Origin of the sequence: Micromonospora sp. CA-244673, assembly GCF_050948395.1 — a bacterium.
Taxonomy (GTDB): Bacteria; Actinomycetota; Actinomycetes; order Mycobacteriales; family Micromonosporaceae; genus Micromonospora.
In genome coordinates this window covers 1168123-1190999 of record NZ_CP192019.1, presented here as the reverse complement: position 1 = coordinate 1190999, position 22877 = coordinate 1168123, and the positions used below count along the sequence as shown (strand labels likewise).

Sequence of the window (22877 nt, the reverse complement as noted above, 5' to 3'; positions counted from 1 at the left end):
TTGCCCGCGTTCCTGCTGCGATCCGTCTACACCGTCGACGGGATCGACGGGCTGACGCGCGACGGCGGCACCAAGCGCGCCGAGGTGGTCCGCAAGCTGGTCGAGGAGGCCGGCGGGCAGCTCATCTCGATGCACTTCGCCTTCGCCGACGACGATACGTACGTGCTCTGCGACCTGCCCGACCACCGCACCGCCGCCGCGCTGGCGATCCGCATCGGCGCGGCCCGCGGGCTGCGGACCCGGGTCACCCCGCTGCTGACCCCGGCCGAGGTAGACGAGGCGACCCGGACGCCGACCGACTACACGGCCCCGGGCGACTGAACCGTCAGCGCGCGTCGGTGACCACGTGTGAGCAGGCCGGGCAGGCCGCCGGGCCCTGCTCGGCGAACCACCGGCAGGTACGCCGGATCGCACACTTCGGCAACTGCTCCTCGCCCGGTTCGGCCGTCTCCGCGTAGGAGGCGGCCATCCGGGCGCCCAGGCCGCAGTGCTCGCCGGTCCAGAAGCCGCAGGACGACGTGACGCAGGGGCCGGCCAGCCGGAAGCGGGACTCCACCGGGGCGTCGGAGTCGCCGGCCGCGGCGAGCGCCACCTCGGCCGGCACGGCCGGCGTGACGTAGGCGACCCGCCCCGCCGGAGTGATCATGCCGAGGAACACCGTGGCGTTCGCCGTCGGCGTGCTCGGACACATCCGCTCCGGCGGGCCGGTACGTCCGGCGACGTCGGTCACCGCTGCATCCAGAAGCCGATGTCGTTGATCTTCTGGCCGAGGTCCTGGGCGAACGGGCCGTCGAGCACCCAGAGGCCGTACCACTCGGGGCGCAGCTTGAGGTTGCCGTGGCCGACGGTGAGCGGGTTGGTGAGCCGGGCGTTGGCGGTCCCGAGGGCGGCCAGCCCGGCCTTCTGGATCTCGCCGGCGATGAGGGTCTGCTGCTCGGGGGTCAGGTCGACGCCGTCGACCACGAACCGGAACTCGTTGCGGGACATGTGTTACCTCCGGTCACTCGTACGATTCGGTGCCCAGCCCGCGGCGCAGGCTGATCCGGGTGAAGGCCGCCCAGCCGGCGTGCGAGGCGGCGTCGGCCGGCTGCCCGGCCCGGGCGAGCGCCCGGCCGGCGTGCTCCGCCCAGCGGGCGGCGGTGGCCCCGGCGTCTCCCCACAGCTCCCGGCAGGCGGCGACCGCGAAGGCGACCTGCCCGGGCGCGCCGGTGAACCCGGCGGGCCCGTCGCCGACCCGGACCGCCCCGTCCGGCAGGACGCGCACGCTCGGGAAGTGGTGGTGCAGGCTGGCGAGCGTCGCCACGTGACTGCCGTCCCGCCGCCCAGCGGCGAAGCCGGCGTGCAGCTCGTCGTCGCGCCGGTACCGGATGGCGTGCAGGGTGAGGGCGTCGCCGGCCGGGGCGACCCGGCCGACCACGTGGACCGGGGCGCTCCAGGCGCGGGGTGAGTTCGCCGACCAGAAGGCCAGCCAGGCGGACAGCCGGGCGTGGAAGTCCGCCTGGAGGGCGACCGCCGCGGCGGTGCCGTCGGGTGCCCGCAGCGCCGCGGTGGCGATCCGGTCCCGGGTGACCAGCGGCGTGGAGGCGCGGGCGGGGCTCGCCGTGGCGGCGGTCGGGGCGGCGGCCACGCCGGTCACGGTGACCGCCGAGGCCGCCGCCGCGCCGGCGAGCAGGCGCCGGCGCGAGAACGGGTACGGGTTGTCGTTCATCGTCGGCCTTTCGTCGACGGCCAGTGCACCGACGCTATCGACGGAAACGGATCAGATGAACACTCCCCGTGACGGGAGGCCGACAGGAAAGCCGGGAATCCCCGGCGGCGTGAATGGCCGTTCCTGTGCCGGATTCACGCGCGGCGGGCGCCGGCGGCCGTCAGCGGGGCGTCGTGTCGGCGGGGAAGCGCTCGGTGCCCAGCACGGCGAGCAACTGGAGCTTCTCGTAACCCTCGCTGCGCGGCGGCGCGGTGAGCACGAGCAGGGCCTGCGACTGGTCCTCGGTGAACAGCACCTGGCAGTCCAGCTCGATGGGGCCGAGCTCGGGGTGGATCAGCGTCTTGTGGTCGGCGAAACGCTGGGCCACCTCGTGCCGCTCCCACAGCTCGGTGAACTCCGGGCTGGCCTTCTGCAGCGCTCGCACCAGCTCACCGGCCCGCGACTGCGGCCCCATCGACCCGTACGCGGCGCGCAAATTGGCGACCTGGGCACGGCTCTGCCGCTCGCGGTCCTCCTCGGGGTAGCGGATTCGCTCCGCCGGGTCGGTGAACCACCGGTAGATCTCGCTGCGGGCCAGCCCCGTATGGCCGGACCGTTCCCCGAACAGGGCCTCGGCCATCCGGTTCTGCACGAGGGTCTCGCCGAGGTTGGACAGGATGAGCGCGGGGGTGTCCGCCAGCCGGTCGAGCACCCGCAGCAGCGCCGGGGAGACGTGCGTCGCCGCGGAGACCGACGCCGGGGCGTTGTGCCCCGCCACCCGGAACAGGTAGTCGCGTTCGTCGCGGCTCAGCCGCAGTGCCCGGGCGAGGGACGCCAGCAACTGCGGGCTCGGCTGCGGGCCGCGCTGCTGTTCCAGCCGGGTGTAGTAGTCGGTCGACATGGTGGCCAGGGCGGCCACCTCCTCGCGCCGCAGTCCCGGGGCGCGGCGGCGGACGCCGGCGGCCAGCCCGACGTCCCCGGGCTGCAGCGCCTCGCGGCGGCGGCGGAGGAAGTCGGCCAGGGCTGCGCGGTCCATGATCCCAGTATCCGCGCGCGGCACGGGCCAACCAGGGATTGCCGATCCCCCGACAACCGCTCTCTTCATCGGCAGGTCAGGACCGGCCACGCTCGGAGCATGAACATCTCCGGAAACACCGTCTTCATCCCCGGCGCCACGAGCGGGATCGGCCTCGCCCTCGCCCTCGAACTGCGGGCCAGGGGGAACACGGTCATCGTGGGCGGCCGGCGCACCGACCTGCTCGACACGATCGCCGCCGAGCACCCCGGCATCGACACCGTGAAGATCGACACCGCGGACCCCGCGAGCATCGCCTCGGCGTCCGAGAAGGTGCTGGCGCGGCACCCCGACCTCAACGTCCTGGTCACGATGGCCGGCATTATGCGCGTCGAGGACTGGCGCCGGCCCGAATCGTTCCTCGCCTCCGCCGAGGCGACCGTGACGACGAACCTGCTCGGCCCGATCCGGCTCATCGCCGCGTTCATCGAACACCTGCAGGCGCAGCCGGACGCCACGATCATGACGGTCTCCTCGGGCCTGGCGTTCGCGCCACTCAAGGTCACCCCGAGCTACAACGCGTCGAAGGCCGCGATCCACATGCTCAGCGAGTCGCTCCGGCTGCAGCTCGCCGGCACGAGCGTGAGGGTCGTGGAGCTGGAACCGCCGTCGGTGCGTACCGCGCTGATGCCCGGGCAGGAGACCAGCGAGTTCGCCATGCCGCTCGACGAGTTCGTGGCGGAGGTCGTGGCGCTGATCGAGGCGCAGCCCGATGCCAAGGAGATCCAGGTCGAGCGGGTGAAGTTCCTCCGCTACGGCGAGGCGCGTGGCGACTACGACCAGGTGGTCGCGACGCTCAACGCGCACGACCCACACGGCAAGTAGCACTCCGGCCGGAGGTCGTGATCTTGTTGGTGGGGGTCGCGCGGTCGGGAGTGCTCGGGCGGGAATCGTGCGGATCGCGGGCGCGCGGCCGGGCCGAGCCTCCGGCGTCCACGGCTGCCTGGAGGCCGGACCCGCGCGACACCCGCCGTCCGCTAGCCGAGCGTGAGCATCGCCTCGGTGACCTCGCCGACCGCCGCATCGGGGATAGCGGTGGCGGCCTCCTCGAGGACGAGCAGCCGGGCCCCGGGGATCTCGCGCGCGATCGCCTCGCCGTTGCCGACGGGGAAAAACCGGTTGCGGCGGCCGTGGACGACGAGCGTGGGGATCTCGATCTCGGGCAGGCGCTCACGCCAGCGTGGTGTGCAGTCGAGCCTGGAGAACACCATGCCCAGCTGGTTGGCCATCTGGACCGGTGGCGCCGTGCCGGGCGTGCGGTCCCAGATACGTGCGGCGATCGCCCGCGCGGCGACGGGGTCGTCGCCGAGGATCTCCGCGCTGGCGGCGGCGAACTCCGCGACCGCCTCGCGGTCGGTCCAATCGGGCAGAGGACGCGCGAACAGCCGGCTCATCGTGGCCTGGTCATGGTCGGGAAGGTCATCGTCGGGCGGGCCGGGGGCGACCGCGCGGGTGCCGACCAGGGTGAGCGCCGAGAACGCACCCGGATGGTCGAGCACGGCCACCTGGGCGACCATCCCGCCGACGCCGATCCCCGCGAGGTGCGCGGGCCCCCCGCCGAGCGCGTCAGCGAGGGCCACCGCGTCGGCGGCGAGGTCACGCAGGGTGTACGCGGGCGCCTCCGGATCCGTCGTTGTCGACTCCCCGCTGTCGCGCAGGTCGTAGCGCACCACACGGCGCCCCCCGGAGGCGAGGCGCTCGCACAGCGCGTCGGGCCAGGAAAGCATCGTCGTCCCGCCCGCGAGCAGGACGAGTGGCGCGCCGTCGGCACCGAACGACTCGATGCCCAGGGCGGTCCCATTGGCGTTGACAGTGGTCATGGTCATGCCAGGGCAGACCCGATCCGGCGCCCAAACTCATCGCTCACGCACCGGTGGCGGCCGGCCGGTGCCGGCTCGCCGGGCCGCTCCGCGGGGACCGTTGGACACTCAGTCGAAGGTCGTGGCGGTCGGGTTCTCCTGAACGACGTGGGCGCACCCCTCCACCCGGCAGGTGTCCTCCAGCAGTGACCGGATGGCCGGGGTCACCCGGAGGTTCTGGGCAAAGCCCACCATGTCCGCGTAGAGCTGGCTGTGCGTGCGTTCGTACCGGCGGCGCTTGGGGATGGCGGTGAGGAAGCCGGCACGCACCGCACCGTTGAGCACGGACGCCGGATCGACGATGCGCCGCCCCGACAGCAGGCCCTTCTCGTCCAGCGAGTCACGGCGGTAGTGGCCGTCGGGCCGGACGAACTTCAGGAACAGGAACCGCAGTTGGAGGGCGGTGGGGCAGGGGCCGACGAAGGGGTGCTCCCGGCGCCCGTCCGCGCCCAGCAGCTTGACGAAGTCCGCGACGTCCTCGATGGCGGTGCGTGAGTCGATCTCCACGGAGACGAAGCCGGTGAGGTGCCCGAAGTCGGCCTCGGCGAGGGTGGGCAGGCAGGCGTCGAATCGCGTGCCGTGCAGCGTCGCGTCGGACAGGTCGCAGCCGGTCATGACGCAGTTGGTGAAGCGTGTCGACTCCAGATTCGCCCCGCGGAAGCTGACGCCGGCCAGCGACAGACCCGAGAAGGTGAGCCCGGACAGGTCCTGGCGTTCCAGCGGAGCGTGGATGAGCAGCCGGGCGCAGTCGGGGAGCCCGAGGAGCACCTGGAGGATGTTGCGGAAGGCCGTGGGGGTCGCGGTGGCGCTGGACAGCCGGGTGAGCAGCTCCTCGCCGGCGGCGAGTTCCCTGATCCGGGCGCACAGCACCCGGAGCGCGAAGGAGTCGGGCGGGAACGGACGGCAGTCCAGCAGCTGCGCGAACCGCACCGGGTTGACGGCGAAGTACTGGGCGGCCCGCATCCCGATCTGGTGCTCGAAGATCACGTCTTGGGCGAAGCGCACCCGCTGCCGCTCGGAGGCGGCACGGAAGACCGGCAGGCGGCAGATGGCCGCGGTGCAGCGTTCGCGCTCGGGATCCGACAGGTCCGAGGGAATCACGAACTCGGCGAGCTGGCCGATCTCGTCGATCGGCACACCCCGGTTGTCGTTCTCCAGCTCGGCGACCGCCACGTGACTGATGACGTCCAGGAGGTCGTGCCGGGAGACGAGGTTCTCCTGCAACTGCTCCTTCTTGTACTCGCGATCCATGATCGCGTCGACGGCGTCGTGGACCAGGTCCATCTCGGAGTAGTCGTCCGGTATCCCGTCGGTCTTGCCCTCGTCGACGCGCTCGGCGAGCAGCTCGGCGTAGTACGGGGTGCCGCAGAGGTCCATGAGCTGCGGCTTCGCGTCGAGGATCGAGAGGAGCTCGCGGTCCTTCTCCTGCAGCCGGATGCGCGCGAAGGTGGTGATCGACTCGGGCTGCCACGGCAGCAGGCGGAACTCCTCGACGTACTCGTGGGCCACCGTGAGGAAGTCCCGCAGTGCCTGGTTGGAGCTCAGCAGCGAATCCCGGACGCAGAGCAGGATGCGCGGTGTCGTCGGGTTGTCCGGCCGGGCGACGATCTCGTGGATGTACTCGAAGAAGCCCGGGTCCTGGGCGATGACCTCGTCCAGCCCGTCCAGCAGCCAGCTCGCGAACCCCCGCGTGAGCATCCACTGGAACGTCGGCTGCTTCACCGGCCGCGCGACCTCGGTCTGCAGGAGCGCGTCGACCATGGGGCCCAGGGCGGGCGCACTGGCCAGCGCGGCGTAGTCCGGCAGGAGCGGCAGTGGCCGGTAGGCCCTCCGTAGCTGCTTCTTCGCCTTCTGAAAGTTGGTGTACAGCGTCGCGAACAGCGACTCGAACAGGACGCTCTTGCCGTATCCCGCCGGCGCGGTCACCAGCACGATCGGGCGGTCCCAGCCGGCCGGGCTGTCGAACCGGCGAGCCAGCTCGGTGAGCAGGTCGCTGCCCACCACGCCGGTGCCCACCGCCTCGAACGGCTGCGGGGTACGCCGCCGCTCGGCCAACTCCCCGTCGCGGCGGAGCTGCTGTGCGGCCGTTCCCGCCAACGTCGACACCGACGTGTCGTCCCACTTGAACCGGGCGTCGAAGAACTGGATCGGGACCCGGATGTCGACGTTGTACTCGTGCTTGGCGACTCTCCGGAAATCCGTCGACAACCCCTGGGTGGACTCCACCAGCAGGAACTTCGCCCCCGGGGTACGCGCCTCCTCCGCGAAGCGTTGCAGGAGGGTCGCCTCCCGGCGGTGCAGTTCCTCGGCGTCCGGTGCGGCCGGGCACCACACCGTCATGTGCTCGCTGTTGTCCGCGTACGCCGCCCGCCTCGCCCGGACGACCTCGCCCCGCGATTCCCCGGGGACCGACCAGCCTTCCGACTCCAGGAAAGTGACAGCCTCGTCGTACAGCGTCATGAACCATCCTCCATCAGGAATCGAAAGGGCTCCCACCGGTCCGGGCGGCCGACGACGTGCAGGTAGGCGCAGGCCCGGCTGACCGCGATGTAGCTGGTCGTCCAGTCCTCCTCGCCGTCGTCGGCGTAGACCACGGCCGGCGCCTCGCAGCCGTGGAACTGCCGCACCGTGCAGACCGCCAGCTCGTCGCCGCGCAGCCCACTCATCGTCCGCACGCCCCGGTCCGCCAGGGTCCGGCGGATCGCGGCCTGGTTCGCCGTCGTCGACGTCAGCAGCACGAGCTGGGAGGGCGGCAGGTCCTTCAGGATCTCCAGCACGGCGTCCGCGCACGCCGACGCGAGGTCGGCGGAGCCGCCGCTGAGGCGCGGAGGCCGCCCGGACGGACCGGTGACGGGCGTGTGCGCTCCCGAGATCCGGGCGACGAGCTTCGCGATCGGCAGGACGTTGCGGCAGTTCTCGGTCAGCCAGAACTCGTTGAACGTCCCATCGGGCCGTGGGCGCCACGTCCCGGAGGAGTCCCGCTGGTACGGGTCGGCGAACAGCACCACCGAACCGTCGGGGCGGACGAGTTCCCGCAGCGCGTCCAGGAGGTCCTCGTCGTGACTCTGCGCCTCGTCGACGATGAGGCAGTCCAACGGCTTGCCGTACGCCTCGGCGAGGGCCAGCACGGTGACCCACAGCTGCTCACCCTCGTACTCGCGCAGGCGGTCGGCGCCGTACAGGTCGCACAGCACGTCCTCCGGGTCGCCGGAGCTGACGCCCTCCACCCGCAGCCTGCGCCGGATTTCCAGGCGCAGGTTGCGCTGCTGTCCGATCACCGCGACCCGCAGCCCCCGGGCCGCCAGCTCGCGCGCCCGCTCTTGGGCGAGGACGGTCTTGCCCGTGCCGGCCGCGCCGAGGACCAGTGAGGCCCGCTTCTTGGAGGTGCCCTCCAGCACCTCCAGCTGGCGACCCGTCAGGCGGATCTGGCGCTGGGTCAGGCGGGCCAGGTCGTCGGACGCCAGGTCGACGTCGTAGCGGAGGGTGCGGGCCACGACGGCGGTCGGCGCGATCGCCGCCAGAGCCTTCTCGAAGTCCGACTGGCTGGCCCAGCCGTGCTGGTCCCAGTGGGCCATGACGCGTTCCACGAGCACCGGCGCGTGCTCCAACGCCGCGGCGGTCAGCACGATCGCGTCCGGCGCGTGCGGGCCGAGGTTGCCCGAGGGTCGGCCGTCGGCGAACACGACGCAGTGCCCGGCCGGGACGTGCCGGATGCCGGCGGCGGCGCGCAGCCACCCGGCCAGGGCGTACTTGTTCCGGACGGCCTGGTCGAACGGGTCGGCGTTCAGCGGCACGTCGCCGCCGCGGCGCTGGGCGAACCACTGCCGGCCCTCGACCCGGTAGGAGCCGTCCTTGACCTCCATGATCAGCAGGCCGCGCCCGGGGTGGAGCAGGACGAAGTCCGCCTCGCCCATCCGCCACTTCGGCCGGCCCGCGTCGAAGAACGTGAGGCTGTGCAGCACGAACCACGAGTCGTTGAGGGACCGAAGCTTGTCGAAGACCGCCCGTTCCCCACGGGTCGCGTTCGGTCGCAGGTGCTTGGGATAGAACCGCGCCACAGTCCGCCTCCCCGACGCGGGCCGTGCGACGACTGTGGTGACGACCCAGGAATCCACATTGTCCGCTCGTGCGCCGGCTGTCGCGCTCCACCGGACTTGCGGTCTTCTGTGGACGATCGGTCATCTTGACGTCACGTACAGCGAACCGAACGCCCCCGGCGGCGTCGCACAAGTGATGAACATCGTGGCCGAACGGATGAAGAAGCAGTGTGGGGACACGGAGGCAGAATTCGGAAATCAATCGCGCCTCGATGAGCTCACGGAGGAGCCGCAGATGGCCGTCGGAAACAAAGGTGTCCTGCTGGTCGACTGGGACAACCTGGCCGGCGCGATCATCGGCCGCGGCCACGTCGTGGAGCGAGGCATCGTCGACGCCCTCTGGAAGGACGCGACCGCGCGGTGCGGTGGCCACCTGCACCACAAGCACATGGCGGCGACGAAGTTCGACGGCACCATCTCCACCGCGATGGCGGAGCACCTCATCGACGACGACGTGGTGGGCAGCGCCAAGGAGCAGGCCGACATCCATCTGACCGTGCTGGCGATGGACTACCTCCACCAGGACTGCGGCCAGTTCGTGCTGGTGACCGGTGACCAGGACTTCATCCCGCTGATCCGCCGCCTGCTGCGCGACGGCTGCCGGGTCACCGTCGTCTACGGCGACGAGGGCCGGCTCTCCCCCCAGTTCCGTGGCATCCTCACGCTGCCCGGCCTGGACTCCCTCTGCATCGACGACATCTACACCCTGCAGAAGCCTCCCCCGGCCACCTGCCGGGCCCTGCTCGGCCTGCTCGAACTGCAGCGGCGCGGCATCATCCTGGGCGGCAAGGAACAGGCCGACCGCACCGCTACCCTGGCCCGCTGGGGCATCCTGGAGAACGAGGACGAGAGCCGCTACTGGGCGCTCATCGAGTCCCTCGGGCACAAGGTCGTCCGCACCGACGCGGCGGTGCGCGCCAAGGAGCAGTTCCTGCCCCGCAACGCCACCCGCACCTACGTCGACGTCGGCTCCGGCCGGTTCGCCGACGTGCTGGCCATCGACTACGTGGTCCGCCGGCTCGCCGCCCGACCCAAGGGACTGACGGTCACGGAACTGCGCGCCGGCCCCCTCCAAGCGGACAACGGCTCCCGCCTGCTGCGCGCGCTCGACGCGCTGACCGCCGTGCAGATGGTCCGCAAGGGCGCGGACGACACGTACGCCGTGACCGTGGACGACCTCGCCCTGGGATACCTCGAACCGCTGTGGCGGGTGCACGCCGGCCTGACCATGGAGTGCTTCCGCACCCAGAGCCGGACCATCCCGTTCCGCCGCCTGCCCGGCCTGCTCAGCGCGAGCGGCGTCGGGCAGGGCCCGGAGAAGTTCAACGCGGGCCTGGTCAACCGCGTCCTGAAGTACGCGAGCGCGGCCGGCGTCGTGGACGCGGTCGCGGTCGGCGGTGCCCGCCACGCGCTGGCCACGAACTCGCCGTTCGCCCGTCCCATCGAGGACGCCTATCACGAGCTCTACCGTGCCTTCGTCGGCCGGGCTCCGAGCCCGATACCGGAGAGCGAGATCCTCGAGTTCATGGCGGTCAAGGACCGGACGCGGGCCGAGCCGGTCTTCGGCTACGACCAGCGCGACCGGCACCGCATCCTGCGCGTCCTGGCCCAGTCCCGGGCCATCACCTGGCGGAGCGAGAAGGTCACCATCGCCCGGACGCGCTGGGGCGACGCCGGCTCGTCCTTCGCCTAGGAACGCCCGTGCTGCGCCGGACCTGGACCTGGCTGCGCGGATCCGCCGGGCACGGGCTGGCGCTCGCCCGCGGATACGGCCTGGCGCTGGCCGGCACGCTGGCGATCTGCGCCGCCGGAACCGCCGTCGTGGTGGCCTTCAACTGGCCGACCCAGCGGGCCGCCGCGGTCGCCGGCTCGTTCGCCGCCGTCGCGTCCACCATCGGCGTGCTGGCCGCGATCTACCTCTCCCGGCAGGCGCTGTCCCGGACCGACCGGCAGCTCACCGAAACGCGCCGGTCGCTGGTGCTGAGCCGGTACCCGCTCCTGCTGCCGATCCACCAGTCGGTCGCGTTCCCGGACTCGGGCGGCATGCTGGCCCAGCATCCACCCGCCCAGGAGCGCTTCGCGCTGACCTCCGCGCCCGCCCCGGCGTACGCGTTCCTCGCGGTCACCAAGGACCGGTTCATCGTCCCGGTGGAGAACGTGGGCGAGGGGCCGGCGCTGCGCGTCCGCGGGACGCTGTGGTGCTCGGACGGGCGCAACGGCCCAGTCGACGGCGTGCCGGCCCTGGGCGCGGGCCGGACCGGTGTGATGGCGGCCGTGATCCGCGCCGACGGGCGGCCGCTGCCGGAGGAGTTCCGCGCCGCTCTGGACGACGGAATGAGCACTGCCTACTGGCTTGATCTCGACTATGCCGACGTCTTCGCGAACCCGCGCCGGACGGCGGCGCTGTTCGACCCCCGCGGGATCGGCGCCTGGCACTACGTGCGGGGACACGAGCCGGGCACGCTCTGACCGCGCTTCTGGCGGAACCCCGCGTCACGGAACCCGGAAAAGTGAAAGCCCCAGCACGGAGGCTGGGGCCGGGTATTGAGACGGATCGAACGATGACTACGTTTCAGCTCATCATCGCCAGCCACCATCTCCCCTACGGGTAAAGGCTACGGACACGCTCCGCGAGCGTCAACTCGGCCACCCGTTCGTGTCTGCACTCCGATCAGCCATCGAAGACCGCGATTCGACGGACGATGAGTAGCCCTCCGGTGCACGTGATCAGCGGGGGCGGTGCGCGGCCAGGTGGGCGAGCATCGTGTGGTTGGCCTCCCAGCCGTCCGGGAACTTCACCGGCACGTCCAGGTGCACGCGCTCGGTCGACGGGTGCGCGTCCAGCAGCTCGGTGATGCCCGCCCGGGCCACCACCACGCAGGCGTGCCGGTGCCGGGATGCCAGTACGCAGAGCCGCCCCGACTCCAGGTGGAACACGGTCGCGTCCCGCCGCCCCGAGAGCGGGTGCAGGACGATCGTCACGTCGTACTCCCGGCCCTGCAGCCGGTTGGCCGTGTCGACGGTGATGCCCGCGCCGGCCGCGCCCAGGTGCGCCCGGATGGCCGCCACCTGGTCGCGGTGCGCGGCCCCGACGGCGATCCGGTCCGCCGTCACCGACGCGCCGCCGGGCGCCTGCTCGGAGAACCCGACCGGCTTGCGGTGCAGGAATCGCAGGGCGAGGGCGGCGCAGGCCGCAGCGGCCTCGGAATCGGTACGCGGCGTGTGCCGGGCGGGCAGCTCGTGCAGCGCCCAACCGGCCGTGGCCGCCACCTCGACCGTCGCGTCGAAGGGGTCGCCCGGCCCCGCCTCGGTGAGGGTCAGCGCGCGGTCGGCCGGCCCGGTGCCGGCGCGGAACCCGGTGAACGGGTAGAACGCGGCGGCCACCACCGGCGCGGCCGTGGCCGGCAGCCGCCACGACACCGGCAGCCGGTGCACCGGCAGCTCCGGGTTGTGCCGCAGCAGGGTCGCCACCGCCGACTGCATGGGGTCCCAGGTCAACCCGGTCCACCGCGCGGTCTCGACGGTGGAGAACGGGTCGAGCTGCCCCGGGTCGCCCACGAACAGCGCCCGCTCGAACCTGCCGGCGACGCGCAGCAGGGCGTCCGACCGCATCTGGTACGCCTCGTCGACGATCGCCCACGGCCAGACGCCCTCGGCGACCGTGGCCCACTTGGCGGCCGTACCGATGATGACGGTCGCACCGCCGAGTTCGGCGACCTTGGCGGCGACCCGGACCGTCTCGTGGCCCTTCACCCGGTCGGTGGGCTGGTAGTCGGTGGCGGAGAGCCGGCCGATGGGCAGCTCGGGGGCCTTGCGGGCGAGCCGGTCGATGAGGTCGTCGACCTGCTCGTTGGTCTGCGCCACGACGATCAGCGGCTCGCCGGCGGCGGCCAGCTCGACGGCGGCGCGGACCACGAGGGTGGACTTGCCGGCGCCGGGCGGGGAGTCGACCACCACGCCCCGGTGGTCGCCGGAACGCAGGTCGGCCAGCACGGCCGTGATGACCCGCTCGGCCTCGACGGCCGGAGGAGCTGCCAGTTCCGCGAGCATGAACCACCCTCCCTGAGCCGACTGCCGCCCGCCACCATACGAGCCGGGTCCGTCAGCGGCGGCGCTCCCCCACCCGACGGCCGGCCGCCAAGCCGGGCGGCGGCGTTGTCCCGCCCGTCGGCCAGGCATCAAGCCGGGCGGGCTGTCCCACCTGGCGGCCGGGCATCAAGCCGGGCAGCGCTGTCCCACCCGGTGGTCGGCCGTCAAGCTCACCGGTCGTGGAACAGCGCCATCTCCACCTCGTCGGGCTCGATGCCCCGGCGCTGCGCCTGGTCCGCCGCCCAGGCCAGGTAAGCGAGCCACTCCTCCGGCACCCACCCGGACGGGCGCTTGACCCCGGCCTCGGCGGGCAGCCGGCGCGAGACGACGCTGTCAAGGATGAGTGGTTGCCGACCTCCCGCATCGCGGCGGTAGCCGGCGAAGTAGAGCAGCTTGGTGAAGACCGCGGGGCCGAGCCGGGGCAGCCGCGACTCCTTCGGGTCCCGCAGGCGCTGGTAGGCGGTGCGCAGGCCGTCCTCGTCCGGCGCCGGAGCGCGCAGGCCTTCGAGCGCGTACGCCAGCCGCTTGCCGTCCGGATCGCCCTCCAGCGACCGTGCGGTGCGCCACGGGCCGTAGCCGATCGGGCCGTAACCCCACATCAGCGCCGCGCTGAGCAACTGCCGTGGGCTGGCCTGGCCGGCACGCCAGGACTCGGCAACGGCGAAGACGTCGCGCCGCCACACCTCGCCGGTCTCGGGGAACCCGTCGGGCCAGGCGTCCGGCGGAAGCGCCGCACGCCACCTGTCCGGGTGAATGGTGGCGGGCGTCAGCTCGCCGGGCAGGGCGGGGCTGGGCGACTGACTCACGGCGTCCTCCTCGCTGTGCTGGGATGCCCCGACGCTATTGGCGTTGCCAGAGCTGGGGCCGCCCCGGCCCGGCAGGTGGCGGTATCACATCGGTCCCGTTGTTCGGCGCTCCCGACTCGTGCACCGGTTGCAGGCGTTTCGGGAATCACGGCCGGTTGAGCACCTCTTCCGGAACTGGCGGTAGACCACGGAAGTCGGTCGCCGCGAAGCCGTGTGCGACGACAAGATGCAGTGATGGACTGCAGGTCGGTGACGTTATCCGGGTGGACAGGCCGCACGGAACGCTGCGAGTCCGGCCGATCGTCGTGCAACACCGGGTGCACGGCATGAAGTTCGTCGGTGTCAACGAGCAAGGCCAGCAGTGCTCGTTCGTGCCATCAGCTTGCCATTGGGCGAGGACTACAGGGGCAGCCGAAGCCACGGCAAACCGCCGAGACCAAGTCCGCCGAGCCGGTGGCCTGCCGGAGATCGACAATTCGCGAACTGACAGTGATGGCGGCGACGGTTTCAGTGCAGCAAGATCAGCGTGTGGGCCAGCTGCCGGAAGATGTCAGATCGTGTTACCGGTTCTTCGCGTTCTACCTCGCCAACGGCACGCTGTGCCTGGACCTCCTGGACGGGATCGACTACCGGCCTGCCTTGATGCAGTTCGGCTCGACGCTCGAACAGGTCATGGCGATCTTCTCCAATGTACTCGACGTCGATGAGCACGGCCGGGTCACAAACGCAGGCGATGCCGAGTGGCGCGCCGCGCAGTACATCCGCCGCTACTGCGATCGCGGGTACACCGTCGAGCCGCCATTCGAGGATTGGGAGCTGGAACTGCCGTGACGGCGCGACGCAACCGGTGATGACAGCAGCGGATGACAGCAGCGGCGCTGGACGGACCGACGCCGCAGCGGACGGGTAGAGCCGCTGCGACGCCCACCGCGTTCTGTTGCGCCGCCGGGTGGCCTGCGGTACCCCGTGTTGGGCCGCCCGCCTAAGGGTGATCCAAGGGGAGATTCACCTGCTCGCCGAACGGCTCGATGGATCCGTCCCAACCGTTCCAGCCCTGTTGCGTGACCTGCCCGTCCGCGTAGGTGTATGACCAGTGGGCACCGTCCTCGCCCTCGATATGGACGGTTCCCGAGCGAACGAACGGCGCAATCGCGACGTAGAAGGCCGTGGCCTGGTCCGACCATTTGGGGTCGCCCTCGTCGTCGTAGCCGAACTCGATCCAGTCCCCGGCGCGCATGACCGATGCTCCGGCCGCCTCCGCCATGTCGGCCAACGTGTCGTTTGTTGGAAGCACATCCGGCTTGAACCAGCCGTCTCGTACAGCCATGGCGGCTTGGACAGCGACGACCGCAGCGACGTCGTCCGACTGCGGGAGGTTCAACCGGCCCGAAGGCCTCACCAGGTATCCCACGGCGCGCACCCTACAGCGGTTCGCCGCCGCGGGGTGCCCGTCAGTTGCCACAGAGGCGTCGGATGTGGCGTGCCGACCTCGCCGCCTGGACGGCCCGCTGAGGGGTACGCCCAACCGCGCGCGGCCGCCATCGGTCCCGGCCAGGCCCCGGTCTCGATCGTCAGGGCGGCGAGGCGGACGACACACCGACGGGTCATCACATGCGTGGCTCGTCGCTCGTCTACCCGGGTGACACCTCCAGAAGGGAAGCCCAGCCATGAGAGTTCTGCTCGCGGGCGCCTCGGGCGCCGTCGGTCGGCCCCTCACCCGCCAACTCATCGCCGCCGGCCACGAGGTGGTCGGGATCAGCCGCAGCCCTGGCAACGCCGAGCGGCTGCGCAACGCCGGCGCCGAGGCCGTGGTCGCCGACGTGATGAATCGAGAGAACCTGCTCGCCGCCGTACGAGACGTGCGGGCAGACGCGGTCGTCCACGAGCTGACGGCGCTGGGCACCACGAAGATGGGCGAGGCGCTTCAGGGTACGAACGCCCTGCGTACCACGGGAACGGCCAACCTGCTCGCGGCGGCCCGGGCGGTCGGCGCCCACCGCTTCCTCACCCAGTCGATCGTGCTCGGCTACGGCTACCGCGACCACGGCCCGCGGGTGATCAGCGAGGACGACCCGTTCGCCGAGCCGGTCAGCGGCAAGCTCGGCGAGGCGGTGGCAGCGATCCGCGCCACCGAGGAGCAGGTGTTCTCGACCGACGGGATGGAGGGCGTCGCGCTGCGCTACGGGTTCTTCTACGGCCAGGACCGCATGACCAGCATGATCGTCAACCTGGTGCGCAAGCGCCGGCTGCCGGTGCCCTCCGGGGGCGGCTTCGCCAACTTCATCTACCTGGAGGACGCCGCCGCGGCGACCGTGGCCGCGCTGGAGAAGGGGCGGGCCGGGCAGGCGTACAACATCGTCGACGACGAGCCGGTGCGCTGGGGCGACTACCTGGACACCCTCGCGGCCGCGTTCGGGGCGCGCCGGCCGTGGCGGGTCCCGAGCTGGATGCTGCGGCCCATCCCGTACGCGCACGCGATGATGACCACCTCGATGCGCGTCTCCAACGCCAAGGCGAAGCGCGAGCTGGGCTGGGCTCCGGCGGTGCCGACCTACCGCGAGGGCATCCCGCTGATCGCGAGAGCGAGCCGCTGAACGCCCGCCGCCAGGGGCCATCGGCGCATGTGGACCGCCAACTCGTCGTGACCTGACAGCTCCTGCCCGAAGTGGCTGGACGGCACGATAATACTGAGTATCATACCCGGTATACTCACGCTGGGTGGTGGACCATGAGCATTCGACATGCGTTGCTGGCGCTGCTGACCGAGGGATCGAAGTACGGCCTGCAACTCCGGCAGGAGTTCGAGGCCCGCACGGGTGAGGTCTGGCCGCTCAACGTCGGCCAGGTCTACACGACGCTGCAACGCCTCGAACGCGAAGGGCTCGTCGAGTCGGACGAGCGCGACGGCGCGCAGCGACGGTTCCGGATCACCGCCGGCGGCGAACGGGAACTGGACACGTGGTTGCGGACCCCACCCGACGCCACGGCCCCACCACGCGACGAACTCGTCATCAAGGTGCAGGTGGCGGTACGCATGCCCGGCGTCGACGTACGGGAGATCCTCCAGGTCCACCGCCGGCGCCTGGTCGAGGAGATGCAGCGGTACACCCACCTCAAGGCCGACGCGGACCCCGACGACATCGCGCTCGGCCTCGTCGTCGACGCGGAGCTGTTCCGGCTCGAGTCGGTCGTCCGCTGGCTCGACGCCGCCGACGCCCGCCTGCGCCGCCTGCCGGCCGCCCCCACCGCCGGCGGGACGCCGAACGACCGAGGCAAGCCGGCCACCACCGGCGAACCGGCGAAGTCCGCGCCGGCCCGCGAGGAGGCCCGACGATGAGCGCCGTGCTGAGCATGCGCCAGGTGTCCAAGGTGTACGGCACGGGCCACGCCGCCGTACCCGCGTTGCGGCAGGTGGACCTCACCGTCGACGCGGGTGAGCTGGTGGCGATCATGGGGCCGAGCGGCTCCGGCAAGAGCACCCTGCTGACGATCGCCGGCAGCCTCGAGGAGCCGACCGACGGTGCGGTGCTGGTCTGCGGTGACGACGTGTCGACCATGTCCGCCGACGCGCGGGCGAGGCTGCGCCGCCGGTCCATCGGCTTCGTCTTCCAGGACCTGAATCTGCTCGCCGGGCTCTCCGCCGTCGAGAACGTGGCGCTGCCGCTCGAACTCGACGGCGTCGGCGCGCGGGCCGCCCGCGCCGCCGGCCTGCGCGTACTCGAGGAGCTGGGGCTGGCCGAGCGCGCCGCCCACTTCCCCGACGACCTGTCCGGCGGCGAACGCCAGCGGGTCGCGATCGCCCGCGCGGTGGTCGGCCACCGGCGCCTGCTGCTCGCCGACGAGCCCACCGGCGCGCTGGACTCGACCAACGGCGAGGCGGTCATGCGGATGCTGCGGGCCGCCTGCAAGCGCGGGATCGCCGGGGTCATGGTGACCCACGACGCCCAGCTCGCGTCCTGGGCCGACCGGGTGGTGTTTCTCCGGGACGGCCGGGTGGTCGACCAGACCGCGCCGGCGGTCGGCCCGGACACCCTGCTCGCCGGGGACGTGGCCCCGTGACGGCGACCACCGCCACCCCACCGGCCACCGACCGGCCGGCACCCCGCCGCGCCCCGGGCGGCGGACTGCCGGCCCGCCGGGCCGTGATCCGGTGGGCGGTACGGCTGTTCCGCCGCGAGTGGCGCCAACAGGTACTCACCCTCGCGCTGCTCACGGTCGCCGTCATCGGGGCCACGTTCGCCGTCTCGGCGACCTACAACATGGCCTCGTCGAGCGACGGGAGATTCGGGCGCGCCGACCACCTCCTGCAGCTCGACGGCGGCGACCCGGCCGCCCTGGACTCCCGGCTCGCCGCCGCACGGCAATGGTTCGGCACGATCGAGGCGATCGGTCACCGCTACGTGGAGGTGCCGGGCCTGTTCGACCCGATCGACGTCCGGGCTCAGGACCCCGCCGGCGCGTACGGCGCACCGATGCTGGCGGTGCGGCAGGGCCGGTACCCGGCCGGCACCGGCGAGGTCGCGCTCACCGACGCGGTGGCGCGCACCCTGCGGACCGGGCTCGGCCGGCGGGTAAGCCTCGACGGCCACGACCGCCTGGTCGTCGGGACGGTGGAGAACCCCCGAGACCTGACCGACGAGTTCGCCCTGGTGGACGCGGCGCACGCCGACCCGCCGAAGACCGTCACCGTCCTCGTAACCGGGAACCGGGCCGACCTGGAGACGTTCCGCGCGACCCTCGACGGTCCCCTCGTACGCGAGTCGCGGCCCGACACGACCCGTACCGCGATCGCCGCCACCACCCTGGCCCTGGCCACCGTCGGTCTGCTGCTGGTGTCGCTCGTCGCCGCGGCCGGGTTCATCGTGGTGGCGCAACGCCGGCTGCGGCAGCTCGGAATGCTCGCCGCGATGGGCGCGACCCGGCGCCACCTGCGGCTGGTGATGCTGACCAACGGCACCGTCGTCGGCACGGTCGCGGCGGTGCTCGGCACCGCCGTCGGGGTCGCCGCCTGGCTGCTCGTCGCCGGGCGGGTGGAGACCGCCGCCGGGCACCGCATCGACCGGTTCGACCTGCCCTGGGCCACGATCGGCGCGGGGATGGTGCTGGCCGTGGCCACCGCCACCGCCGCCGCGTGGTGGCCGGCGCGGGCCATCGCGCGTACCCCGATCATGAGCGCGTTGTCGGCGCGGCCGCCGCGGCCCCGACCGGCCCGGCGCACCGCGGTGGTCGCCGTGGTCCTGCTTGCCGCCGGTGTCACCTGCCTGCTGCTCTCCGGCGGCACCAGACCGGCGCTGATCTCCGCCGGCACCATCGCCACGGCTGTCGGTGTGCTCTTCGTCGGGCCGACGGCGATCCGGTTGCTGGCGGCGGCGCGCGGCGGGATGCCGGTGGCCGTCCGGCTGGCGTTGACCGACCTGGTCCGCTACCAGGCCCGGGCCGGCGCGGCGCTCGCCGCGATCAGCCTGGCCCTGGGGATCTCGGTGGCGGTCGTCGCCGGCTCCGCCGCCGCCGAATACCAGGCCAAGCAGGCCGCCGGTCTGGGCAATCTGGCCGAGGGCCAGCTCCTGGTCCGCATCGGCCGGCCCAGCCCGGTGATCCCGATACGCACCCCGGAGCAGCTGGCCAGCCTGCAGGCCCAGGCCGACACGATGGCCGGCAACCTCGGCACGCCGACGGTGACCCCGCTCGACATGGCGGTGGTCGCCTCCTACACCGATCCGGGCGAGCCCGGCGGCCAGCCCGGCCATCCCGCCGTCGAGATCGGCACACCGGTTGCCGACCGCCAGCAGATGACGACGTACCCCCTCTACGTCGCCACCCCGGAACTGCTCCGGCTCTACCGGCTGGACAGTGCGGCGGTCGCGGCCGACACCGAGGTGCTCACCGCCCGCACCGGCGCACTCGAACTGGTGAACATCCCCGAACGGCGCGTGTACCCGAAGACCCAGAAGCTTTCGGGCCCCCGGTACTCCTCGATGCCGAACTCGATGGTCACCGCGAGCATGATGGCCCGCCACGGCTGGCAGCCGGCGCGGGTCGGCTGGCTCGTCGAGGCCGACCACCCGCTCACCAAGCAGGAGTTGGACACGGCACAGAACCTGGCCGTGAGCGCCGGCTTCACCATCGAGTCCCGCCACGAACGGGCCTCGCTCGGGTCACTGCGGACCGGGGCGGTCGCCGCCGGCGCGCTGCTCGCCCTCGGCATCCTGGCCATGACCGTCGGCCTCATCCGCGGCGAGGCGGCCGGCGACCTGCGCACCCTGACCGCGACCGGCGCCCCGAGGCGGGTACGGCGCACGCTGACCGCCACGACGGCCGGGGCGCTCGCGCTGCTCGGCGCCCTCCTCGGCGCCGTGGGCGCGTATGCCGGGTTGGCCAGCGTGCTGCACCGAGACCTCGACGCGCTCACCGACGTACCGGTCGCGCACCTGGCGGCGACGACTCTCGGGCTGCCGGTGCTCGCCGCGGTCGCCGGCTGGGTGCTCGCCGGCCGCGAACCACAATGGCTGGGCCGCCGCCGGCTGGACTAGCTGCCCGAATCCTCATGGTGGGCCCCGTCAAGCGATGTTGTTCAGCTCGGCCAGCGCGTCGTCGGGAAGGGTCAGCGCAGCGGCGGAGACGTTCTCGCGCAGGTGCGCGACGGACGAGGTGCCCGGGATGAGCAGGAGGTTCGGGGAGCGCTGCAGCAGCCAGGCCAGCGCCACGGCCATCGGGGTGACGCCGAGGCGGGTGGCGACCCCGTTCAGCTCCTCCGACTGCAGCGGGGAGAAGCCGCCGAGCGGGAAGTAGGGCACGTAGGCGATGCCCTGCGCGGCGAGGGAGTCGATGAGGTCGTCGTCGTTCCGGTTGGCGATGTTGTAGAGGTTCTGCACGCACACGACCGGCGCGATGGACTGCGCCTCGGCCACCTGCTCGGCGTTGACGGTACTGACCCCCAGATGCCTGATCAGCCCCTGCTGCTGCAGCTCCGCGAGGACCGTGAACGGCTCTTCGACCGAGCCGGGGGTCGGCCGGTCGAACCCGCCGACGCCTAGGTTGACCACGTCGAGCACGTCAAGGCCGAGGCGGTCCAGGTTGTCGTGCACGGCCTGGCGCAGCTGCTCCGGAGCGAGGGCCTGCGGCCAGTTGCCCTCGGCGTCGCGCAGCGCCCCGACCTTGGTGACGATGTGCAGGTCATCGGGGTACGGGTGCAGGGCCTCCCGGATGATCTCGTTGGTGACGTACGGACCGTAGTAGTCGGACGTGTCGATGTGGTTGATGCCCAGCTCGACGGCCTCCCGCAGCACGGCGATGGCGGCGTCACGGTCCGCCGGCGGGCCGAAGACGTGCGGGCCGGCCAACTGCATCGCGCCGTATCCGATCCGGGCAACCGGCAGATCCCCCAGGCTGAAGGTCCCGCCGGGAAGGCTGGTCACTGTCATGGGAATTCCTCTCCCTGTTCTCGCAAACCCGCAAGCTTCCCGCCGACGCGGTTAGCAAACCCTCGCACCGGCCCGGGAGCGCCTCGTTCCTCGACCGACCGACACAGCTCACGGGAGCAGGCGGCGCGGTGGACTCGCCGTCACCGGCACGAAGGGTCCTCGAAGTCGGCCTCGTCGGCCCGGGTCATGTCGAACGAGACCGTCGATGAACCGGATCCGGCGGCGACCCTGCCATCGGCGGCGAGCGTGGTGAACGACGTCCGGATCCGGAGCAGGTCGCCGTCCCAGTCGCCGTCGAGTTCCTTCAGGCGCACTCCCGGTCCCTCGTCGTGCGAGCGGGTGTGCAGCGAGAAGCGGGTGCCGCGGTAGTTGAGCGGGTCCCCCCAGATCTCGTAAATCTCGGCCCGCCCCGCCTCGCAGACCTTGATGCCGCCCCGGAGATCCGGGCAGTCGCCGCAACGGTCGGTCGCACTGGGCTCGTCGTCGGTCAGGTGCAGCACGGCCCGCCGGTCGTCGCCGGGACCGTACGGCACCACGCCCTGCCAGTAGCCGGTCAGCGCCGGCCTGCCGGGTAGCGCCAGGGCCCACGGATTCGCCACGAAATGCAGCCCGTAGACCAGGCCGACGCCGACGACGATCAGCCCGGCGAACATGGCGAAGAAGCGCACCTTGTTGGGCTTGCGCCGGGGTCGGACGGCCATCCGAATCTCCTTCGAGTCGGCCCACACCGTACGCGCCACGATCGTTCGCCCGCCGTCCCATCACCTTCGCTGCGGAGGGCGGCGGGTCATGGTGGTGGGGGCGTGTCCTCGTCGACCACGTTGTCCTGGTTCGCCGTGGCCACGATGGGCACTGAAGATGTGACGATTTCCGTGCCAACCCGAAGGGAGCCTGTGGTGGCGAGATTCGTGACGATCGGATACGGGGACCAGGAAGGCTACGACAGTACCGACGCTGCGGTGCTCGACGAGGCGCACGCCCATGACATGCGAATGGCCGAGGCCGGGACCGTGATGGGTATTGCCGACTCCCCCGTACAGGTACGGAACCTCAACGGCGCCGGCATGACCGTGCAGAGCGGTTCGTTCCTGTCCTCGGCCCTGCCGGTGGCCGGGTTCGCGATCATCGAGGCGGAGACGCTGGAGGAAGCCACCGAGATCGCGTCGAGGACGCCATGCGCCGTAGCGCAGGGAGTCGTCGAGGTCTGGCCGTTGCGGGAGGCACCGTAAGGCCCGGTCGTCAGCGGGGACGCTGGTCGGTCGACGGCTGCGCCGTCAGCCTGGGTTCCACATCCTCCGGCAGCTCGGCACCGCAGAGCGCGCAGACGTAGTCGTCGTCCCGGATCAGGTTGCGCTCGCCGCAGTCGAGGCAGCGCCGGAAGACGACGGCCACGGTGAAGCCGTCCGGGCGGTCGATGCCCGCGCGGTCGAGGGCGCCCGCCACCGCCGTCCATGAAGTGGGATCGGGGCAGTACCCGGTGGAGTGGTTGCTCACCTCGGTGACGACCCAGCCGCCCCGCTCACCGGCGAAGCCGATCTCGCCGGCACCGAGGACCTCCCCGCCGCCGGCGCAGGCGACGTGCTCGCTGCGTCTCGGCGCGAGCCGTAACGTGCCGCCAAGGTCGATGACGTAGGTGAACGGCTCGTCACGGTCGCGCGGATCCGCGGCCGCCAGGTAGGTGTCGAGCTCGGCTGGTGATCGGACGGGCCAGCCCTCGGGCGCGCCGGCGACGGACGCCTGCACGTCCGCCGGGCCGACGTAGCGGTATCGACGTTCCGCCCCTACCACGCTGCCGACCCTACGCCGGTGCGGCCGCCGTGATGGACGAGCACGGCGGAACGCG

The 22877-nt window shown here is 72.0% G+C and carries 23 protein-coding genes; 10 read left to right on the top strand and 13 right to left on the bottom strand.

Features of this window, described 5'->3' with window-relative positions; genetic code table 11:
* Entirely contained in the window at positions 1-321 is a 321-nt protein-coding gene (locus tag ACQP12_RS05755; RefSeq protein WP_357937937.1) for a GYD domain-containing protein, read from the top strand.
* A 4-nt stretch (positions 322-325) separates the two neighbouring features.
* Here ACQP12_RS05755 and ACQP12_RS05750 read toward each other — a convergent pair whose 3' ends face one another.
* From ACQP12_RS05750 to ACQP12_RS05735, 4 genes are all read right to left on the bottom strand, one after another.
* Positions 326-730, bottom strand: coding sequence for a hypothetical protein (locus tag ACQP12_RS05750; protein ID WP_433285619.1), 405 nt, complete (start codon positions 728-730; stop codon positions 326-328).
* Positions 727-987 (bottom strand): hypothetical protein, encoded by a 261-nt coding sequence (locus ACQP12_RS05745; protein WP_313722807.1) that lies wholly within the window; start codon positions 985-987, stop codon positions 727-729. Before ACQP12_RS05745 ends, ACQP12_RS05750 begins: the two co-directional genes overlap by 4 nt.
* A gap of 13 nt (positions 988-1000) precedes the next feature.
* A complete protein-coding gene (locus ACQP12_RS05740; RefSeq protein WP_433285617.1) occupies positions 1001-1708 on the bottom strand; it encodes a hypothetical protein in 708 nt (235 codons plus the stop codon).
* Between the two features lie 160 nt (positions 1709-1868).
* Positions 1869-2723 carry a helix-turn-helix transcriptional regulator gene (locus ACQP12_RS05735; protein ID WP_433285615.1) on the bottom strand — a complete coding sequence of 285 codons (855 nt, stop codon included), beginning with the start codon at positions 2721-2723 and terminating at the stop codon, positions 1869-1871.
* 99 nt (positions 2724-2822) lie between these two features.
* Here ACQP12_RS05735 and ACQP12_RS05730 point away from each other — a divergent pair, with 99 nt between their 5' ends.
* Positions 2823-3587 (top strand): SDR family oxidoreductase, encoded by a 765-nt coding sequence (locus ACQP12_RS05730; protein ID WP_433285613.1) that lies wholly within the window; start codon positions 2823-2825, stop codon positions 3585-3587.
* Positions 3588-3739: 152 nt separating this feature from the next.
* Here ACQP12_RS05730 and ACQP12_RS05725 read toward each other — a convergent pair whose 3' ends face one another.
* The 3 genes from ACQP12_RS05725 to ACQP12_RS05715 all read right to left on the bottom strand — a co-directional run bounded on the left by ACQP12_RS05725 (position 3740) and on the right by ACQP12_RS05715 (position 8679).
* Positions 3740-4588 (bottom strand): alpha/beta fold hydrolase, encoded by an 849-nt coding sequence (locus ACQP12_RS05725; protein WP_433285610.1) that lies wholly within the window; start codon positions 4586-4588, stop codon positions 3740-3742.
* Positions 4589-4690: 102 nt separating this feature from the next.
* Positions 4691-7081, bottom strand: a complete 2391-nt coding sequence (locus ACQP12_RS05720) for a pentapeptide repeat-containing protein (RefSeq protein ID WP_433285608.1) — start codon at positions 7079-7081, stop codon at positions 4691-4693.
* Complete coding sequence (locus tag ACQP12_RS05715) at positions 7078-8679, bottom strand: NERD domain-containing protein (protein ID WP_433285606.1); 1602 nt, start codon at positions 8677-8679, stop codon at positions 7078-7080. Before ACQP12_RS05715 ends, ACQP12_RS05720 begins: the two co-directional genes overlap by 4 nt.
* Positions 8680-8953: 274 nt before the next feature.
* Here ACQP12_RS05715 and ACQP12_RS05710 point away from each other — a divergent pair, with 274 nt between their 5' ends.
* Together ACQP12_RS05710 and ACQP12_RS05705 are read left to right on the top strand one after the other, a co-directional pair.
* Complete coding sequence (locus ACQP12_RS05710; protein ID WP_433285604.1) at positions 8954-10411, top strand: NYN domain-containing protein; 1458 nt, start codon at positions 8954-8956, stop codon at positions 10409-10411.
* 8 nt (positions 10412-10419) lie between these two features.
* On the top strand, positions 10420-11187 hold the full coding sequence (locus tag ACQP12_RS05705) for a hypothetical protein (RefSeq protein WP_433285602.1): 768 nt from the start codon (positions 10420-10422) through the stop codon (positions 11185-11187).
* 258 nt (positions 11188-11445) lie between these two features.
* Here ACQP12_RS05705 and ACQP12_RS05700 read toward each other — a convergent pair whose 3' ends face one another.
* Both ACQP12_RS05700 and ACQP12_RS05695 read right to left on the bottom strand, forming a co-directional pair.
* Positions 11446-12768: an AAA family ATPase gene (locus tag ACQP12_RS05700; RefSeq protein WP_433285600.1), complete on the bottom strand. Its 1323-nt coding sequence runs from the start codon at positions 12766-12768 to the stop codon at positions 11446-11448.
* Between the two features lie 209 nt (positions 12769-12977).
* Positions 12978-13613 (bottom strand): hypothetical protein, encoded by a 636-nt coding sequence (locus ACQP12_RS05695; protein WP_433285598.1) that lies wholly within the window; start codon positions 13611-13613, stop codon positions 12978-12980.
* Positions 13614-13952: 339 nt separating this feature from the next.
* On the opposite strand from ACQP12_RS05695, the gene ACQP12_RS05690 reads away from it, so the two are divergent.
* A complete protein-coding gene (locus ACQP12_RS05690) occupies positions 13953-14444 on the top strand; it encodes a DUF7677 family protein (RefSeq protein WP_433285596.1) in 492 nt (163 codons plus the stop codon).
* A 151-nt stretch (positions 14445-14595) separates the two neighbouring features.
* On the opposite strand, the gene ACQP12_RS05685 is transcribed toward ACQP12_RS05690, so the two are convergent.
* The gene (locus ACQP12_RS05685) at positions 14596-15024 is read right to left on the bottom strand and encodes a hypothetical protein (protein ID WP_433285594.1); all 429 of its coding nucleotides are present in this window, start codon (positions 15022-15024) and stop codon (positions 14596-14598) included.
* Between the two features lie 256 nt (positions 15025-15280).
* On the opposite strand from ACQP12_RS05685, the gene ACQP12_RS05680 reads away from it, so the two are divergent.
* The 4 genes from ACQP12_RS05680 to ACQP12_RS05665 all read left to right on the top strand — a co-directional run bounded on the left by ACQP12_RS05680 (position 15281) and on the right by ACQP12_RS05665 (position 20143).
* The gene (locus ACQP12_RS05680) at positions 15281-16207 is read left to right on the top strand and encodes an NAD-dependent epimerase/dehydratase family protein (RefSeq protein WP_433285592.1); all 927 of its coding nucleotides are present in this window, start codon (positions 15281-15283) and stop codon (positions 16205-16207) included.
* Between the two features lie 134 nt (positions 16208-16341).
* Positions 16342-16950: a PadR family transcriptional regulator gene (locus ACQP12_RS05675; RefSeq protein WP_433285590.1), complete on the top strand. Its 609-nt coding sequence runs from the start codon at positions 16342-16344 to the stop codon at positions 16948-16950.
* Positions 16947-17672: an ABC transporter ATP-binding protein gene (locus tag ACQP12_RS05670; RefSeq protein ID WP_433285588.1), complete on the top strand. Its 726-nt coding sequence runs from the start codon at positions 16947-16949 to the stop codon at positions 17670-17672. Before ACQP12_RS05675 ends, ACQP12_RS05670 begins: the two co-directional genes overlap by 4 nt.
* The gene (locus tag ACQP12_RS05665) at positions 17669-20143 is read left to right on the top strand and encodes an ABC transporter permease (protein ID WP_433285586.1); all 2475 of its coding nucleotides are present in this window, start codon (positions 17669-17671) and stop codon (positions 20141-20143) included. Before ACQP12_RS05670 ends, ACQP12_RS05665 begins: the two co-directional genes overlap by 4 nt.
* 27 nt (positions 20144-20170) lie before the next feature.
* On the opposite strand, the gene ACQP12_RS05660 is transcribed toward ACQP12_RS05665, so the two are convergent.
* A complete protein-coding gene (locus ACQP12_RS05660; protein ID WP_433285584.1) occupies positions 20171-21034 on the bottom strand; it encodes an aldo/keto reductase family oxidoreductase in 864 nt (287 codons plus the stop codon).
* Between the two features lie 140 nt (positions 21035-21174).
* Positions 21175-21735, bottom strand: coding sequence for a hypothetical protein (locus ACQP12_RS05655; protein ID WP_433285582.1), 561 nt, complete (start codon positions 21733-21735; stop codon positions 21175-21177).
* Between the two features lie 195 nt (positions 21736-21930).
* Between ACQP12_RS05655 and ACQP12_RS05650 the strand changes: the two genes are divergently transcribed.
* On the top strand, positions 21931-22263 hold the full coding sequence (locus ACQP12_RS05650; protein ID WP_433285580.1) for a YciI family protein: 333 nt from the start codon (positions 21931-21933) through the stop codon (positions 22261-22263).
* Between the two features lie 10 nt (positions 22264-22273).
* Here the strand turns inward: ACQP12_RS05650 and ACQP12_RS05645 are convergent, their stop codons facing one another.
* Complete coding sequence (locus tag ACQP12_RS05645) at positions 22274-22822, bottom strand: hypothetical protein (RefSeq protein ID WP_433285577.1); 549 nt, start codon at positions 22820-22822, stop codon at positions 22274-22276.
* Between the last annotated feature and the right edge of the window lie 55 nt (positions 22823-22877).